Source organism: Actinacidiphila sp. bgisy167, from assembly GCF_965342175.1.
Classification (GTDB): domain Bacteria; phylum Actinomycetota; class Actinomycetes; order Streptomycetales; family Streptomycetaceae; genus Actinacidiphila.
The window spans coordinates 75,042-91,438 of record NZ_CBDRBL010000021.1; the positions used below are offsets into that span (position 1 = coordinate 75,042).

The following is a 16,397-nucleotide window of genomic DNA, read 5'->3' on the forward strand; positions in this document are numbered from 1 at the left end:
GCCGTCGACCCGCGACGCCGCCCCGCCCTGTCCACGCGACCTCCAAGCCCCGGCACGACACGGGGCGTGGAAGGGGCGGGCACCCGAGGGCCGCCCTTTTGCGCCCCATCGACGGAGAGTGGTTCCTTTGGTAACAAGTTCTTGTTATCGTTGATTCATGGACGAGAGGGCGACCACCAGGGAGCGGATCATGTCCGCCGCCGCTGCCCTGCTCGCCGAGGGCGGCCGGGACGCGGTCTCCACTCGGTCGGTCAGCAGGGCGGCGGCCGTTCAGCCGCCGACCATCTACCGGCAGTTCGGCGACATGCAGGGCCTGCTCGACGCCGTCGCGGCGGAGGGCTTCGCAGACTACCTGCACCGCAAGACCGACCGGGCCCGGGCCGCCGATCCCATCGAGGACCTGCGCTGGGGTTGGGACCTGCACATCGAGTTCGGGGTGGCCCACCCGGAGATCTACCAGCTGATGTTCGCCCAGCCCAGGCCCGGGGCGGAGCCGGAGGCCGTGAAGGAGTCCTTCAACGTCCTGCGCGGCCTGGTGAGCCGGGTCGCCGAGGCGGGCCGACTGAAGGTCGGCGTCGAACGCGCCATGCTCATGATCCACGCTGCCGGCTGCGGGGTGGTCCTGACGCTGAACGCCATGCCGCCCGAGGCCCGCGACGCGGACCTGTCGCCGCGGACGCGCGAGGCCCTACTCGCTGCCATCACCACGGCGGAGCCCGGAGAGTCCCCTGCTGAAGAGCGCCGGGCGATCGCCCGTACCGTCGCCTTCAAGGCCGTGCTCCCCGAGATCGAGGAGATCCTCACCCCCGGGGAACGCATCCTGCTGACCGAGCTGCTGGACCGCATCACCCAGTCCGCCTGAGCCGTGCGCGTGCCGGGCTGCGGCGTGCGCCGCGGCGGCCTCACGGCTGCCGCGGTGCACGCGCCGCGATGACTCGTGATCGACCTTCCTGTGGCGCTTCCACCGGCCCTCCTCGCTGTTCCCACCACCGGCCGGTCAGCCGGTGATCCGCATCAGGGCGATCCTGTCCCCTTCGACCGTGAAGGCGAACAGTCCGAGGGGCCGTTGAAACCATTGCCACCGACCTGGGCGGAGACGATCACCTGGCTCCCACTGCGGCTCACCGCCGTGATCCGCAGGGAGACCTTGACGCCGATGAACTCGCGGTCGCTCCATGTCTCGAGGGCTTCACGGCCCACGAAGCGGCGCCCCCAGTCGTCCACCGCGCCGTCCTCGGTGAACAGGTCGAGAAAGCCCGCGGTGTCATGAGCGTTCGCCGCCTCCACAGCGCGCCTGACTGGTTCGGGAAGCCCGGAAAGGTCCGGCGTGGTGGTCATGGTGGTCTCCTTGTCGATGTCGATGAGCGTGCACCGGATCCCCGCGGGACGAGGTGCCTCGGGGCATCAGGCCCCGGCACGGGGGGACAGCAGATCTTCCAGGCCGATCCGGCGGTAGAACTCCGCGCGAATCCGGTCGGCGACCGCGGAGACGACCCCCGAGCCGTCGTCGGCGGGGTCGATGTGGGTACGGAAGGGCCGCTTGCCGGCGGGGAGTCCGACGACGCGGACGATCTCTCGTGCCACCTCTACGACGTCGGCGTCCTCCGGGGTGACGGCCGCCAGGGCGCGGCCGACCTGCTCGATCAAGCCCTCGTAGCGGCTCTGGTATGCCGCGACGGTGTCAGCGTCGGCGGGATGACCCGCGTTGGCGAAGTGATTGGTGCCGGAGGTGAAGACACCGGGGACGACGATCGAGGTGTCGATGCCGAAGCGGGCGAGTTCCGCAGCGTAGCTGACGGCGAGGGCGTCCATGGCCGCCTTCGCCGCGAAGTACGGGGCCAGGTAGGGCGGGGTCCCCCCGCGCGTGCTGCTGGAGCCGACCCAGAGCAGCAGACCGTGCCCCTGGGCCCGCAGGTGCGGCAGGGCGGCGCGGTTCACCCGCTGGGTGCCCACCTGCTCGGGTGCGGGTTGCGGGCATGCGCCGAGCCGACCGGGCATCCGGCGACGGGCGTGCCGGCCGGGCCGGGCTGAGCCAGGATGAGGGCGGCTCGAGGTCAGGCCGCTCCGCCGTTGGCGTAGATCGTCTGGCCGTTGATCCAGCGACCGGGGCCTGCCAGGAAGGAGACGATCGTGGCGACGTCCTCGGGGGACCCGAGACGCTCGAGGGGGTTCATCTTCGCGAACCGCTCGATCGTCGCCTCGTCCTTGCCCTTCAGGAACAGGTCAGTGGCGACCGGGCCGGGCGCGACGGCGTTCACCGTGATGTCGCGGCCGCGCAGCTCGCGGGCCAGAATCAGGCTGATCGCCTCTACCGCACCCTTGGACGCCGCGTACGCGGCGTAGGTCGGTGTGGCGATCCGCGTCTGGGACGTGGACACGTTGATCACCGCGCCACCGTCGCGGAGCCTGCGGGCCGCTTGCTGGTTGACGACGAAGGTGCCGCGGATGTTGGTGCGGTGCATGCGGTCCAGGGCGTCGAGGTCGAAGTCCGCCACGGTGTTCAGGATCATGAGTCCGGCCGAGTTGACCACCACGTCCACCCCGCCGAACTCCCGCTCCGCTGCGTCGAAGAGCGCCCGGACCGCCTCCTCGTCCGCGACGTCGGCCCGTACCGCGAGGGCGGAACCTCCGGCGGCGGCGATCTGCGCGACCGTCGCGTCGGCGTCAGCCTGGTTGCCGGCGTAGGCGATGACGACCGCCTGGCCGTCGGATGCCAGACGAAGGGCGACTTCCCGGCCGATGCCGCGGGAACCGCCCGTGACGAGCGCGACGCGGCGGGCGGTTTTGGTCTCGGTCATGGCAGTCTCCTGATCGAGCTATGGGGGCGACTCCTTCCGTCTCCCCGCTTCCACCGATAACACTGCCACGTTAGCGTCGAAAGCGCAAGCGACGATAGCGGAAACTCGTTAGCGTCGATAACAGGGCAGGGGGCGACCCGCGGCGCGGGCCCCCTGCGCGCCGAGGCCGCCACCCCGTACGGGGTGGCGGCCCGGGAACCGACGGCCGTCGCGCCTTCGACGTTCAGGCCGGATGGAGGTCAGCGGAAGCGACCGCCGAAGAAGAAGGGGTCGAAGAGGTAGGGGCCGAAGAAGTAGGAGCCGAAGAAGTAGGAGCCGAAGAAGCCGCGGTCGAAACGGTTGAAGTCACGGTGGCGACCGTGGCCGCCGTGGCCGCGGTCGTAGCCGCGACCGTGGTCGCCCGTGACGTGGGTTCCGTGCCCGCGGACGAGGTCCGGGGCCGCGGCACCGGCAGCGGTGGCACCACCCAGCAGTACGACAGAGGCCACGCCGAGAGCGGCCGCACAACGGGAAACACGCATACTGACTCTCCTGTCTCGACGGGCACCGTGGCGGTGCCCGCAGGGTTCCGACATGAAGAGCCTGCGTCGAGGACATCCGCGCCGCACGACGGGCGGTCGTTACGCTGTGTCACGCAACGGCGCGTCAATTACGGCGAACGGTGGACTCCGGCGACGGCGTCGACCCTCAAGGTCCTGATGAGCACGGGATGATGAGGCATCAACCGATCCACCACGGACCGTAATCACCAACCATCGCTTCAGGACCTCCCGACGGGTGAATCCTCGTCACCGACCACGGCCGGCGCACGTTCACCACCGCCTCGGGACACCCCGCGCAGGGTATCCCCGCAGCCGCGAGGAAAGTGCTGCGACACTGGTCACGGACTTGCGTGTCGCCACGGGTCCGGATCTGCCCGAAGTCACGGCGACACGCAAGCCCGGCCTTTCACGAGAAGACGGACGGCCCCGGCCGCCCCGAGCGGCGGGCACGGGGCCCCGAGGACAGCCGGACGGGCTGTCAGACGGATGACGACACCGCGTCAGCAGTCCTTCTCACGCAACGCGTGCAGGTGCGCACTCGACTTGCGGGCGAAGCTGAACGAATCGGTCGGCGTGTCGTGCTCGGTCTGCCAGTGGTGGTCGAGGCGTCCGCCGTGTGTCCGTGTCACAGCCGAGATGAACCGCTGGTAGTCGATGTCACCGTCCCCGACGTCGACCATGCGGTAGCCGTCGCGGGCGGTGTCGTCGCGCTCACCGTCCTTGACATGGAACAGGGGGTAGCGGTCGGGCTGCTTCAGTACGTAACGCAGCGGGTCGAAGGGGGCCGGGGTGCCGTCCTCCCGCTTGGAGAAGCGGAACTGACCCGCGTAGGCCCAGTAGATGTCCATCTCCAGGTAGACCAGGTCCGGGTCGGTCTCGGCGAGAAGGACGTCGTAGAGGCGCACGTTCGGGCGGTCGGTAGCGAAGGAGAACTCCTCCGCGTGGTTGTGCTGGTAGAACTTCATGCCCCGGGCCTTGGCCGCGGCTCCGTACTCGTTGAACTCCTCGGCGCAGCGCTTCCAGCCGTCGACGGTGCTGCCGTACCGCCAGGGGCCGGAGGCGGTCCCGATGTGCTTCAGCCCGAGGGCCTCCGCGTCGTCGAGGACCTTCGTCAGGTTCTGGGCGAAGGTGTAGGCCCCCGGGTTGCCGTCGTCGTAGTAGCCGACGTGGCTCCCGATGGCCTTCAGTCCGTGATCGCGGGCGAGCCGGCGCAGCTGGGCGAGCGTGATGGCCCCCGCGGAGCCCTGCGTGTAGCCGGCGTACTCGATCTCGTCGTATCCGTACTTCTCGAGCTCCGCGAAGACGGGGGCGAAGCCGAGGGTGGAGACCTTGTCGCGCAGCGAGTACAGCTGGATGCCGAGGCGGCCGGGAGGCACGACGGGACGGCCGTGGCCCTTGCCGTGGGCGGCGGCGGTGGGGGCGGTCGCGCCCAGGAGGGCGGCCGCGGTGGCTCCTGCGGCGACGCCGAGCATGCCACGTCTGCTGAGCTTGCGGCTGAGCTCCGGGTCGGGGGTGCTGTGACGACGCGTACCAGTCATTGTGGATAACTCCTTGGCGTCGGTGACATGTGGTTCAGTGGAGTCCTGCCAAGCGCAGGAGCAGGGACTTCACTTCGGTGGCCGCGACGCGGCCACCGACGGCATGCGGGACGGAGCAGATGATGAGCGGACCTTCGTCGTCGCTCGCCGGGAGACGGCCGTGGCTGCCGCGAATAGGCGAGGGATCGAGCGGCACGACCGCCATGCGGTAGCGCATGCCGAGCTTCTTGCGGGCCAGGGCAGTGGCGGCCTTGACGCGGACGTAGGGATCCTCGGGGTCCATGAACAGCTCGACGGGGTCGTAGCCGGGTTTGCGGTGGATCTCGACGAGCCTGGCGAAGTCGGGCGCCCTGTCGTCGTCGAGCCAGTAGTAGTACGTGAACCAGGCGTCCGGCTCGGCCACGGCGACGAGTTCACCGGAGCGGGGGTGGTCCAGGCCGTAGCGCTTCTTGCCCTCGTCGTCGAGGAGTTCCGCGACGCCGGGCAGAGTGGCGAGGACCTTGCGGGTGGCCTCGAGGTCCTCGGGACGTCGCACGTACACGTGCGCGATCTGGTGGTCGGCGACCGCGAACGCACGGGAGGCCATCGCGTCGAGGTATTCCATGCCGTCCTGTGTGTGGACCTCGAGCAGCCCGGCGTGCCGAAGCTCGCGGTTGATGTCCACGGGCCGGCTCACGGGTGTGATGGCGTATTCGGAGAGCGCCACCACCGTGCGGCCCTCCCGGAGCGCGTCGTCCAGGAGCGGGGCCAGGGCCTGGTCCAGCTCGGTGGCCGCGCGGCGGGACCGGGGGTCGTCAGGGCCGAAGCGCTGCAGGTCGTAGTCGAGATGCGGGAGGTAGCACAGGGCGAGGTCGGGTGTGCGGGTCCGCAGGATGTGCCGGGTGGCGTCGATGATCCAACGGCTGGAGACCAGGTCGGCTCCGGGGCCCCAGAAGTGGAACAGGGGGAAGGTGCCGAATGCTTCGGTCAGCTCGTCATGGAGCTCGGGGGGCCTGGTGTAGCAGTCGGGCTCCTTGCGGCCGTCGGCGTAGTAGACGGGGCGCGGCGTGACCGTGACATCGGTGTCAGCGCCCATGGCGTACCACCAGCAGATGTTGGCCACGGTGTATCCCGGGTGGACGCGGCGGGCGGCGTCCCACAGTTTGTCGCCGGCGACGAGGCCGTTGTGCTGGCGCCACAGCAGGACCTCGCCGAGTTCGCGGAAGTACCAGCCGTTGCCGACGATGCCGTGTTCCGCGGGCGGCGCACCGGTGAGGAAGGTGGACTGGGCGGCGCAGGTCACCGCGGGCAGGACGGTTCCCAGCGGAGCGCGCGAGCCGGTGCCCGCGAGACGTTTCAGACGCGGCATGTGGTCAAGGAGCCGGGGAGTGAGGCCGACGATGTCGAGAACGAGGAGCGGGGACGGCCCAGCGGCGTCGGTCATGGGAGTTCCTTCAGGCCGAGGTCGTGGAGGAGGTCGCGGGCGAGGCCGAGCTCCGCGGCGATGCCGTCGGCGAGCTGGGCCCTGGTGCGCGGGCGCAGCTCGGCGGGCAGGGCCTGCCATGTGTAGGTCTCGACCTCGAGGTGGCGGGTCAGCGGGGTCGGCCCGCCGACGAGTCGGGCCAGGACGTCCTTGAGGACGGGAACGGTGGAGGTGAGCGGTGGCGCGGGCGAGGCGTGCAGGGGCACGTGGAAGTGGGCGCGCCAGGGCGCGCCGGTGGGAAGCGGCCCTTCGGTGAGCGCCTGGTGGAGGTCGTCGGTGCCGTGCAATCCGCCGGCGGTGCGGGCGCGCGTCTGGTGGAGGAAGCGGGGTTCGGAGAAGGCGGCGAGCGCGTCGCGTACGCCCTGCAGGTGAGGGTGCTCTGCGTGGAGAGCGGCGGAGAGCTGGACCTTGGGAATGGTGATGCCCGCTGCGGTGAGCGCGTTCAGCGCGGCGGCGGGTTCTTCGAAGGAGGTGGCGAGGTGGCAGGTGTCGACGCACACGCCGATGCGCGGGTGGGCGATCGCGCTGAGGGGCTCGATCGCGTCCGTGGTGGTCTCGACGATGCACCCGGGTTCGGGTTCCAGGGCGATCCTGATGGATTTGCCGGTGAGTTCGGCCAGCGCGTCGAGCCGTTCGGCCAGCGTGGTCAGGGCGGCCCTGGCGGTCCGCGCGGCGCGGTCGTCCCAGGGGGTGCGCCAGGCGAGCGGGAGGGTGGAGATCGAGCCTTCGCCGACGTCGGCGGGGAGCAGGGCGGCGAGGAGGTCGGCGAGGCCGCTGGTGTAGGCGAGCCGATCCGGTTCGGTCCAGTCCGGTCGGTACACCCGGTACTTGACCTCGGCGGCGCCGAAGCCCTGGTAGGGGAAGCCGTTGAGGGTGACGACCTCGAGCCCGCGGCGGTCGAGTGCGGTACGCAGGCCGCGCAGTGCCGCCGGATCGGTGTGGAGGGCGTGCGCAGCGTCCTTGGCGAGCCACAGACCGATGCCGAGGCGGTCCCGCCCGAGCCGTTTCCGGACCGGCTCGCAGTGGTCGCGGAGCTGGGAGAGGACTCCCTCGAGCGTTTCGGCGGGATGGACGTTGGTGCAGTAGGCCAAGTGAACGATCGAGCCGTCGGGGTGCCGGAAGCGCATCGGTGCTGCCCCCTCATTCCCCGCCGCGGAGGATGGAGTTCCCCTCGTGCAGGTCCCCCGGGGCGGGGGTGTCGAGCTGCAGTCTTCCGCTGCTGCCGTAGAAGGCGACGGGGTTGCGCCACAGGACCTGGTCGACGTCGTCCTCGGTGAAGCCGGCGGCGAGCATCGCGTCGGCGGTCCGGCGGGTCTTGAGGGGGTCGCTCTTCCCCCAGTCCGCCGCCGAGTTGACCAGCATCTTCTCTGTGCCGTAGGTCTTCAGCACGGTGACCATGCGGTCCTCGTCCATCTTGGTGTCGGGGTAGATGGAGAAGCCCAGCCAGCAGCCGCTGTCGGCGGCCTCCTTGACCGTGGTCTCGTTCAGATGGTCGAGCACGACCCGTTCGGGGTCGAGTGCCGACTCGCGGACGACGTCGATGGTGCGGCGCATGCCCGCGAGCTTGTCGCGGTGCGGGGTGTGGACGAGGGCGGGCAGCCCGTGGTCGGCGGCGAGTTGGAGCTGGGTGGCCAGGGCGGCGTCCTCGGCAGGGGCCATCGAGTCGTAACCGATCTCGCCGACGGCCACCACGTTGTCCTTGACGAGGAAGCGGGGCAGCTCGTCGAGGACGGGCAGGCACCGCGGGTCGTTGGCCTCCTTGGGGTTCAGGGCGACGGTGCAGTGGTGGGCGATGCCGTACTGCGCGGCGCGGAAGGGTTCCCAGCCCAGGAGGGAGTCGAAGTAGTCGAAGAAGGACTCGGGGGAGGTGCGCGGCTGGCCGAGCCAGAAGGAGGGTTCCACCAGGGCGCGGACACCGGCGGCGTACATGGCCTCGTAGTCGTCCGTGGTGCGGGAGGTCATGTGGATGTGGGGGTCGAAGATGCGCATCAGGACTCCTCCGTCCGGGACGTCAGGGCGAGGACGCGGTGGAGGTCCGCGGGGACGGGCCGGCCCGCGGCGGTGCGTTCCGCGGCGTAGTCGCCGAGCATGCGGGCCAGTTCGGCGTCGCCGTGCGCCCTCTGCTCCAGCCGGGAGGCCGCGGCCAGCGGCACTCCGGTGAAGAGGCACTTCAAGAGGGCGTGACGCCAGGTGTGCGGATCGAGGTGCGCGGCGGCGTAGGGGCCGACGGCGGCGGCGACCAGCCGCGTGTCGTTGGTGCGCAGGGCGTCCTCGATCAGGGGCACCCCGCAGGCGGGGGCCGGCTCGAGGTGGGCCAGCGCCAGGAGGACGGCGCGGCGTTCCGCGGCCGTGCCCTGCCGGTACAGACGGGTCAGGGTGGCCGCGTCGGCGCGAGCCTCCCGCAGGAGGAGCACACGGACGCCGTCGGCGTGCTCCTGGCCGCAGTGGCGGCCCGCGGAAGCGAAGTGCCGTTCCCAGGCAAGCGGGGTGGAGGGTGGCGTGGGGGTGTCGCCGTCCGTGGCTCCGCCGGGGGCGGCGGCTCGGGCTTCGGCTAGGGCCGCGTCGAGCCAGGCGCGGGCGGGGTCGCCGAGCCGGCCGGGGAGGCCTTCGCGGGTGGGTGTCGTCATGCCATGGCTCCGTTCGTGGGGGTGTGGGAGCGCAGGAAGGGAAGGGAGGCGCGGGCGAGTTCGGGGCCGGCATGGGAGTGCCGGGGAAGTTCGACGACGGTCAGGCCCTGGTAACCGCTGTCCACCAGGGCCTGGAGAACGGGTGGGAAGTCGATCTCCCCGTCACCGAAGGGGAGGTGTTCGTGGACGCCGCGGCGCATGTCCTCGATCTGGACGTGGCGCAGCCAGGGTGCGGCCTGCTTGACGCAGTCGGCGGGGGCCAGCGGCTCCAGGCACTGGCAGTGGCCGATGTCGAGGGTGAGCCCGAGGGGTTCGGGGTCGCCGAGCAGTCCGCGGAGATGGTGGAAGTCGGCGAGGCAGGCAAGGAGGTGACCGGGCTCGGGCTCGACAGCGAGGGGGATCCCCGCGGTGGACGCCGCGTCCAGAACGGGTGCGAGGGCGTCCTGGAGGCGCTGCCAGGCGGTGGCGGGCGAGGTGCCGGCAGGCATGATCCCGCTGAAGCAGTGCACGGCGTGGGCCCCGAGGTCGGCGCCGACCTGGACGGCTCGCACGAGCAGCCGGGTGCGCGCGGCGCGGGCGTCGGGGTCCGGGTCGAGGAGGGAGGGGCCGTGCTTGCGGCGCGGGTCGAGGACATAGCGGGCGCCGGTCTCGACGGTGACGTCGAGACCGAGGAAGGACAGCCGTTGCGCGAGGCGCCGGGTACGGGCGGCGAGGTCGGGGGCGAGGGGATCGAGGTGCATGTGGTCGAGGGTGAGTCCGACGCCCTCGTAGCCGTAGTCGGCGAGGAGGGCGATGGCGTCGTCGAGACGGAGGTCGGTGAGGCCGTTGGTTCCGTAGCCGAAGCGCAGGCTCATGTGGGGCTCACCTTCCTGGCGACGCGACGGGCGACGGGACCGAGAGCGAGAACGGCCATCGCGGGGACCCCCGCGCCGGAGCGGGCGGCCAGGGCGGCTTGCAGCGGGATCATGGCGCGTATCCCGCCGCCGACAGCGCGCTGGGTGAGGGGCGGTGACGGGTTGAGGGCCGCGTGCAGGAAGGGGGTGAGCGCGGTGCCGGCGTAGGCGGCGGAGGCCAGTTCCGTGACGAGGCGGGGCAGTGCCGGTGCCTGCCTGGTCGGTGGCGCCGGTCGCCCCCGCAGGGTACCGCCCGCCCCGTGCCGGGCGGTGCCCTGGGCCGGGCTGGCCGACGCGCGCAGGTGGCGCACCGTCCGGGCGGCGTCGACGGTGACGGCGGCGATCGCCGTGGTCGTGACCAGCGCGGCGAACGGTGCCGCGCTGGAGCCGCCCTGGGTCTCGTTGCGGGAGACGGTGGTCACCGCGTAGGTGTGCGCGCCGAGCAGGGCGGCGTGGGGCAGCGCGGCGGGCAACGCCCGGGGACGGGTGGCCGCCGCACCGAGCACCAGGTCGAGGGCACGCGCCGCGGCCATGGCGGCGGGGCCGGCCGCCGTGTGCTTCAGGCGTAAGTCGTACGCCCAGACCGTGGCCGCGAGGGTGGTGGCGAGGGTGAGCGGGATACGTCCCGCGCGAGCCGCGAGCGCCAGGCCGGCCGCCGTGAGCGCTGTGGCGGCCGTCAGTGCGGCGGCCGGGCTGATCCGACCCGACGGAAGGGGGCGGTGAGGGCGGTCGACGGCGTCCTCGTCGCGGTCGGCCCAGTCGTTGAGCGCCATGCCCGCGTGGTAGAGGCACAGCGAGGTGCCGATGGCGAGGAAAGTCCCGCGGCGAGGCGCCTGTCCGGTCGCGGCGGCGCCCGCGAGGGCGTCGCCGGGAACGGTGAACAGTGCGGACACACGCAAAAGTTCGGCCCAGTCCCACAGCCGCGCGCGCGGCGCGGGCTGCACCGCGCCGGCATCGCCGGCACCCGCTGCGGCGTCGGTGGTGACGGCGTCTTCGCTATCGGTGGCAGTGGCAGCCGTGGCGGGGGCTCTTCGGTGGCTGCCGGCCCTGTGGGCGGCCGCTGCCTGATCCGTGCCCGCGCTGCTGTCCGGGGCGGCTCCCTCCTCCGCCCCGGACACAGGCGTGGCGCGCTCCCCCGTCCGCGCGGCGGCCTCCGCGGCCGTGCCGCCCTGTAAGCGGCGCGATGGGCCGCGCGTGGCGAAGGCCGTGACGACGCCGAGGGCGGCCACGACGGCCAGGGTCCGCAGTCGCCGCGCGCCGGCAACCGTCACCGGGAATCCCCCAGCCTGGTGGCGAAGTCCAGCAGTTCGCCGTACTGCTCCGACAGGGACGCCGGGGCGCCCGGGTCGGGGTCCTTGAAGTAGAAGGCGAGCTCCGGGAGGGGACCGCTGATGCCGGCCTCGTGGGCCCGGGCCGCGAAGCGGGCGAGATCGATGACGAGCGGGGCCGCGAGGGCGGAGTCGCAGCCCTGCCAGGTGGTCTGCAAAACCATGCGAGTACCGAGGAAGCCGTCGAAGGCGATGTGGTCCCAGGCCGTCTTCCAGTCTCCGAGGGCCGGGACGTCGTCGATGTGCACCTCCCCCTGCGGGGCGGCGCCGAGGGCGTCGGCGAGGACGCGCTCCTTGCCCGCGTTCTTCGCGGCGGCCGCGGCCGGATCGGCGAGGACCGCGCCGTCGCCGCCACCGAGCAGGTTGGTGCCGGACCAGGCGCGCACCGCCAGGGCGCGTTGCACGAACATCGGCGCCAGGACGGAGCGGAGCAGGGTCTGCCCCGTCTTGCCGTCCCGCCCGGCGAAGGGAAGGCCGCGGGAGCGGGCCGCCTCGGCGAGGGCCCGGGTCCGTATACCGGTGGAGGGGGTGAAGTTCACATAGGCGCATCCGGCCTCGACGGCCGCCGCGGCGTAGAGAGAGCTCGCCGGCAGGCGGTCGCTGCCGGGCTCGGGGACGGGTTCGGTGGAGGCCACGTTGACGACGACGGTCCGGGCCAGGCCATTGCGCCGGGTGAAGGCGGTGATGTCGGCCGCGAACGCCGCGATCAGCTCCTCGTCGCCGCGGGTGTCGCCGGGGATCGGTCCGCCGGTGCGGATCTCCTGATCCGCGGCGGCGAGTTCGGCGTGGAGCGCGGTCGGCAGGCCGTGCGGCAGTACGCCGCCCTCGGCGAGTTGTTCCGCCCGCTTGCCCAGCGGGCAGGCGGCTGTGTCGTGGCCGCCGAACACCAGGGACGGCAGCGGTGCGAGTCCAGCCGCCGCGAAGGGCGGGGTCTCGCTCACCATGCCCGTCGCGGGGTGGAGCCCCGCGCTGACCGCCGCGCATCCCGCGACGGCGGTGGTGGCGACGGAGCCGCGGGCTCCGATGAGCCAGACGCCGGTGCGCGGGGGCGAGGAGTTGTCCGATGCCGGTGCCGGAGCGGACGGATTCGTCACGGCTGCCTCCCTGGTGCGAGTGGTGGGTGGCGGCGGGCGGGGGCACGGCGTCTCCCCGCCCGCCGCCGGCTCGTGGGTGCCGGCAGGACCCGCCCTACGAGGAGGGCAGTTCCTTGATCTGGATGTTCCGGAAGGACACCTGGTCGTCGGCCCCGTGGTTCTGCAGGCCGATGTAGCCGTCCTTCAGGCTGCGGACCGGATCGGTGTTGGTGAAGTCGTTGATCTTGACTCCGTTGAGGAAGACCTGGACCCGCTCACCCTGGACCTTGATCTCGTAGCTGTTCCACTGGCCCGGGGGACGCAGCACCTGGTCACGGGCCGTGAGGTTGGCCGACTTGAAGGTGTAGATCGAGCCGGTGGTCCGGTCGGGGGCGTCGGTGGCGTCGATCTGGATCTCGTAGCCGTTGTCCACCGCGGACCACGGGTCGTCGGAGGCCGGGAAGCCTACGAAGATCCCGGAGTTGTCGTCCCCGTCCAGCTTCCAGTCCAACTTCAGCGAGTACGAGCCGAACTGCTTGGCCTGGTACCACAGCAGACCCATGCCGCCCTCGGTGCGCAGTTCACCGTTCACGACGTTGAACTTGCCGGGGCCCGCCTGCTTCCAGCCCTCCAGGGTGTGGCCGTTGAACAGGTCGCGGTAGCCCTTCTGCGGCGTGCAGTCGGCCTTGACCTGTCCGACGGCGTAGCGCAGTCCGCCCAGCAGGTGCTGGCGGAAGGCCGGCTCGGCGTAGGACTCCTTGGTGTGACCGCCACCGGTGTAGAAGGAGCGGCCGGACTGGTAGGTCTGGCACCACGCGATGGGGTGGTCGCCCTTCATCGTGCCGCCCTGGTAGGTGGTCTCGTCCAGGGTGGCGAGGATGCGGGCCTGGCCACGCGGGTTGGTGCGGTAGTTGTACCACTCGTCGGTGCGCTCCCAGCCGGCCGCGTCAAGGTGCGCGGTGGCCGGGTGGTCGTGGTCCTCCGCGCGGACGGTGGCCTTCTGGATCTGCGGGTGCGACTGGAAGTAGGCGCCGACGAGGCCGCCGTAGAAGGGCCAGTCGTACTCGGTGTCGGCGGCGGCGTGCACGCCCATGTAGGCGCCTCCGCCCTTGACGTAGTTCTCGAACGCCTGCTGCTGCTCGGCGTTGAGGACGTCACCGGTGGTCGACATGAACACCACCGCGTCGTAGCGCGCCAGGTTGTTGCTGGTGAACTGGCGCGGCTCCTCGGTGGCGTCGACGGTGATGTTGGCGGTGGCGCCGAGCTCCTTCAGCGCGGCGACGCCGGTGGGGATGGAGTCGTGGCGGAAGCCCGCCGTCCGGGAGAAGACCAGGACCCGCTTGGCGGCGCGGTCGGCCGGCACGTCGGAGATCTCGAAGTCGTCGAGGTCGTAGAGCGCTCCGGAGCCGCCCTTGAAGACCAGGAAGAGCTCGGTGGTCTTCTTCGGCACGGCGCGCAGCGGTACGTCGATCTCCTGGAAGGTCTCCCAGCTGCCGGTCACCGGGACGGGGGCGGAGCCCAGGATCGGGCCGGTGGCCGAGCCGGTGCGCACCTCGAGGAAACCGCCGGAGCCGCCGGAGGAGACCCGGGCGGTCAGCCGGACGGAGCCGGTGAGGTTGTACGGCTTGAAGGAGATCCAGTCGTCGTTGTCGATGTTGCCGACGGTGCGGCCGCCGTGGGCCTCGGCCTTGTCGAAGAGGTCGACGCCGGACGAGGAGGTGAAGTGCTCGGCCTGCCGGTGGCGCGGCTGCAGCTGCGCCTGGTCATGGCCGGCGAGCGCCTCCTGGCCGCCGCCTCCGCCGTCGGTGTACTCGGCGTCGATGACGCCGAAGATGTTGGCGTTGGGGTCGTGGCCGCCGTCGGCGGACGTCTTGATGGTGCCGGAGCAGCCCTTGACGGAGGTCAGGGGGTGGCCGTGGCTGTCATGGCCGAGGACGTAGTTCACCGTGACCTTGGAGCAGTCGATGGTCCCGTCCTCGGGGTCGGTGACGGTCACCTTGAACGGGATCTCGTCGCCGAACTCGAACAGGTGGCCCTCGGCGGGCAGGTCGAGCGTCACCTTGGGCGCGGTGTTGCCGACGACGACGTGGGCACTGGCCGTCGCGGTGCGCCCGGTCGGGTCCTCCACCGTGAGGGTCGCGGTGTAGGTGCCGTTCTTGCGGTAGGTGTACGCCGGGTTCGCCGCGGTGGAGGTGCCGCCGTCACCGAAGTCCCAGCTGTAGGAGAGCGTGTCGCCGTCGGGGTCGGTGGTGCCGGCCGAGGAGAAGGTGACCTTCAGCGGCGCGGTGCCCGAGGTCTTGCTGGCGGACGCCTCGGCGCTCGGGGAGCGGCCGTCGGTGGCGTTCTCGATCCGGTAGAGCCCGGAGTACTCGTCGCCGCCGAACCAGGCGGTGCCGTAGTCGAGGACGTACAGCGCGCCGTCGGGGCCGAAGGCCATGTCCATGATCTGGGTCCCGGTCCACGGGACGTCGTTGATGGACTGGACGGTGCCGTCCTCGCCCTGCTCGATGCGCTTGATCCAGCGCCGCCCGAACTCGCCGGCGAAGAAGTCGCCGTCGTAGGCCTCGGGGAACTTCACCGGGGAGTCCAGCTCGGGGTCGTACCGGTAGACCGGGCCGCCCATCGGGGACTCGGAACCGGAACCGAACTCGGGAACGGAGCCGCCGTCGTAGGGGATCCACGCGGCCTGCGCGGGCGGCAGGTCGGTCAGGCCCGTGTTGTACGGGGAGTCGTTCTTCGGCGCGGCGCAGTCGAAGGTCTCGCCCGACTGCCCGGTCGCGAAGTCGTAGTCGACGTACGGGTCGTTGTCACCGGTGCAGAAGGGCCAGCCGAAGTTGCCGGCCTTCGTCACGCGGGCGAACTCGACCTGGCCGCCGGGGCCGCGCCCGGGGTTGGCCGTTCCGGCGTCGGGACCGTAGTCGCCGACGTAGGCGATGCCGGTCTTCTTGTCCACGCTGAAGCGGAACGGGTTGCGGAAGCCCATGGCGTAGATCTCGGGCCGGGTCTTCTCGGTGCCCGGGGCGAAGAGGTTGCCCTCGGGGATCGTGTACGACCCGTCGTCGGCGACCTTGATCCGCAGCAGCTTGCCGCGCAGGTCGTTGGTGTTGCCCGAGGTGCGGCGCGCGTCGTAGGCGGGATTGCGGCCCGGACGGTCGTCGAGGGGTGAGTAGCCGTCGGAGGCGAAGGGGTTGGAGTCGTCGCCGGTCGACAGATACAGGTTGCCCTCGGCGTCGAAGTCGATGTCACCGCCGACGTGGCAGCAGATGCCGCGCGTGGTGGCGACGTCGAGGACCTTCTTCTCGCTGGCGAGGTCGAGGGTCCAGTCGTCCTTCAGCGTGAAGCGCGAGAGCCGGTTGACGCCCTCGAACTTGGCGAAGTCGGCCGCGGTGCCCTGGTCGGGCGCGTCGCCCGCGGGGGTGTCGAGCGGGGGCGCGTAGTAGAGGAAGATCGCCCGGTTCTCGTCGAAGTTCGGGTCGATACCGACGCCCTGCAGGCCTTCCTCGTCGTGCGTGTAGACAGGGACGGTGCCGATGACGGTGGTCTCGCCGGCCGCGTCGGTCCTGCGCAGCTCGCCATCCCGCGAGGTGTGCAGCACACTGCGGTCGGGCAGGACCGCAAGCGACATCGGCTCGCCGGTCTCCGGCTCCCCCTTGGCGAGGGTGACCTGCTGGAACTGCTCCGCCGCCGCTGCCGCGGGCTCCGTGCCGAGGGACCGGGCGAAGGCTCCCGAGGGGGCGGAGACGACGAGGGACGTGGCGGCCAGCAGGCCGCCGGTGAGGAGCGCGAGTCCTTGCCTGAATCGGGTTCTTGGTGCTGCGGACCGTTTTCTGTGCACGAATGTCCTCCGGGAAGGTCGTACGGGCGGATGCAGCTGCCGTGCGGAAGATCCGGGGACCGGCGTGCGCCGCCACGCTGGTCGGAGGTGCCGTGTGCAAGGACCGGCCTTGTGTTTCAGGCTTGTGTCCTGTGCACCTCAGGGACGGTAGCCGGGTTCGTCCAAAACCGGAAGCCCTTGTGACGCGATGAAGTTGAACTTTCTCCCGGGTCAGGACAAAGGCGTGCCCGGGCAGCCCGACAGGCCCGGCGGCGATGGCCGCCGGGCTGCGGACTGCTGGTGGTGACCTGGGGTGACGCCC

The 16,397-nt window shown here is 71.3% G+C and carries 13 protein-coding genes and 1 pseudogene; 1 reads left to right on the forward strand and 13 read right to left on the reverse strand.

The window, feature by feature from the left end:
* The first annotated feature begins 157 nt into the window (after positions 1 to 157).
* Entirely contained in the window at positions 158 to 862 is a 705-nt protein-coding gene (locus ACRWND_RS11315; protein ID WP_431948562.1) for a TetR/AcrR family transcriptional regulator, read from the forward strand.
* 152 nt (positions 863 to 1,014) lie between these two features.
* Here ACRWND_RS11315 and ACRWND_RS11320 read toward each other — a convergent pair whose 3' ends face one another.
* The 13 genes and pseudogenes from ACRWND_RS11320 to ACRWND_RS11380 all read right to left on the reverse strand — a co-directional run bounded on the left by ACRWND_RS11320 (position 1,015) and on the right by ACRWND_RS11380 (position 16,096).
* The gene (locus tag ACRWND_RS11320; RefSeq protein WP_431948563.1) at positions 1,015 to 1,338 is read right to left on the reverse strand and encodes a nuclear transport factor 2 family protein; all 324 of its coding nucleotides are present in this window, start codon (positions 1,336 to 1,338) and stop codon (positions 1,015 to 1,017) included.
* 66 nt (positions 1,339 to 1,404) lie between these two features.
* A pseudogene (locus ACRWND_RS11325) lies at positions 1,405 to 1,953 on the reverse strand (SDR family NAD(P)-dependent oxidoreductase); the annotation flags it as partial.
* A 101-nt stretch (positions 1,954 to 2,054) separates the two neighbouring features.
* Positions 2,055 to 2,798 carry an SDR family oxidoreductase gene (locus tag ACRWND_RS11330; RefSeq protein ID WP_431948564.1) on the reverse strand — a complete coding sequence of 248 codons (744 nt, stop codon included), beginning with the start codon at positions 2,796 to 2,798 and terminating at the stop codon, positions 2,055 to 2,057.
* A gap of 239 nt (positions 2,799 to 3,037) precedes the next feature.
* Positions 3,038 to 3,319, reverse strand: coding sequence for a hypothetical protein (locus ACRWND_RS11335; RefSeq protein ID WP_431948565.1), 282 nt, complete (start codon positions 3,317 to 3,319; stop codon positions 3,038 to 3,040).
* A gap of 521 nt (positions 3,320 to 3,840) precedes the next feature.
* On the reverse strand, positions 3,841 to 4,878 hold the full coding sequence (locus ACRWND_RS11340; RefSeq protein ID WP_431948566.1) for a sugar phosphate isomerase/epimerase family protein: 1,038 nt from the start codon (positions 4,876 to 4,878) through the stop codon (positions 3,841 to 3,843).
* Between the two features lie 34 nt (positions 4,879 to 4,912).
* Complete coding sequence (locus tag ACRWND_RS11345; protein WP_431948567.1) at positions 4,913 to 6,301, reverse strand: alkaline phosphatase family protein; 1,389 nt, start codon at positions 6,299 to 6,301, stop codon at positions 4,913 to 4,915.
* Complete coding sequence (gene eboE / locus ACRWND_RS11350; protein ID WP_431948568.1) at positions 6,298 to 7,467, reverse strand: metabolite traffic protein EboE; 1,170 nt, start codon at positions 7,465 to 7,467, stop codon at positions 6,298 to 6,300. Before eboE ends, ACRWND_RS11345 begins: the two co-directional genes overlap by 4 nt.
* A 13-nt stretch (positions 7,468 to 7,480) precedes the next feature.
* Positions 7,481 to 8,329, reverse strand: coding sequence for a TatD family hydrolase (locus tag ACRWND_RS11355; protein WP_431948569.1), 849 nt, complete (start codon positions 8,327 to 8,329; stop codon positions 7,481 to 7,483).
* The gene (locus ACRWND_RS11360; RefSeq protein ID WP_431948570.1) at positions 8,329 to 8,967 is read right to left on the reverse strand and encodes an EboA domain-containing protein; all 639 of its coding nucleotides are present in this window, start codon (positions 8,965 to 8,967) and stop codon (positions 8,329 to 8,331) included. Before ACRWND_RS11360 ends, ACRWND_RS11355 begins: the two co-directional genes overlap by 1 nt.
* Positions 8,964 to 9,821, reverse strand: coding sequence for a sugar phosphate isomerase/epimerase family protein (locus tag ACRWND_RS11365; RefSeq protein ID WP_431948571.1), 858 nt, complete (start codon positions 9,819 to 9,821; stop codon positions 8,964 to 8,966). The genes ACRWND_RS11360 and ACRWND_RS11365 overlap by 4 nt, the downstream gene beginning before the upstream one ends.
* Entirely contained in the window at positions 9,818 to 11,131 is a 1,314-nt protein-coding gene (locus ACRWND_RS11370; RefSeq protein ID WP_431948572.1) for an SCO3242 family prenyltransferase, read from the reverse strand. The genes ACRWND_RS11365 and ACRWND_RS11370 overlap by 4 nt, the downstream gene beginning before the upstream one ends.
* Positions 11,128 to 12,282 carry an inositol-3-phosphate synthase gene (locus ACRWND_RS11375; protein WP_431948573.1) on the reverse strand — a complete coding sequence of 385 codons (1,155 nt, stop codon included), beginning with the start codon at positions 12,280 to 12,282 and terminating at the stop codon, positions 11,128 to 11,130. The genes ACRWND_RS11370 and ACRWND_RS11375 overlap by 4 nt, the downstream gene beginning before the upstream one ends.
* Positions 12,283 to 12,376: 94 nt before the next feature.
* Entirely contained in the window at positions 12,377 to 16,096 is a 3,720-nt protein-coding gene (locus tag ACRWND_RS11380; protein WP_431948574.1) for a ThuA domain-containing protein, read from the reverse strand.
* Positions 16,097 to 16,397 lie beyond the last annotated feature (301 nt).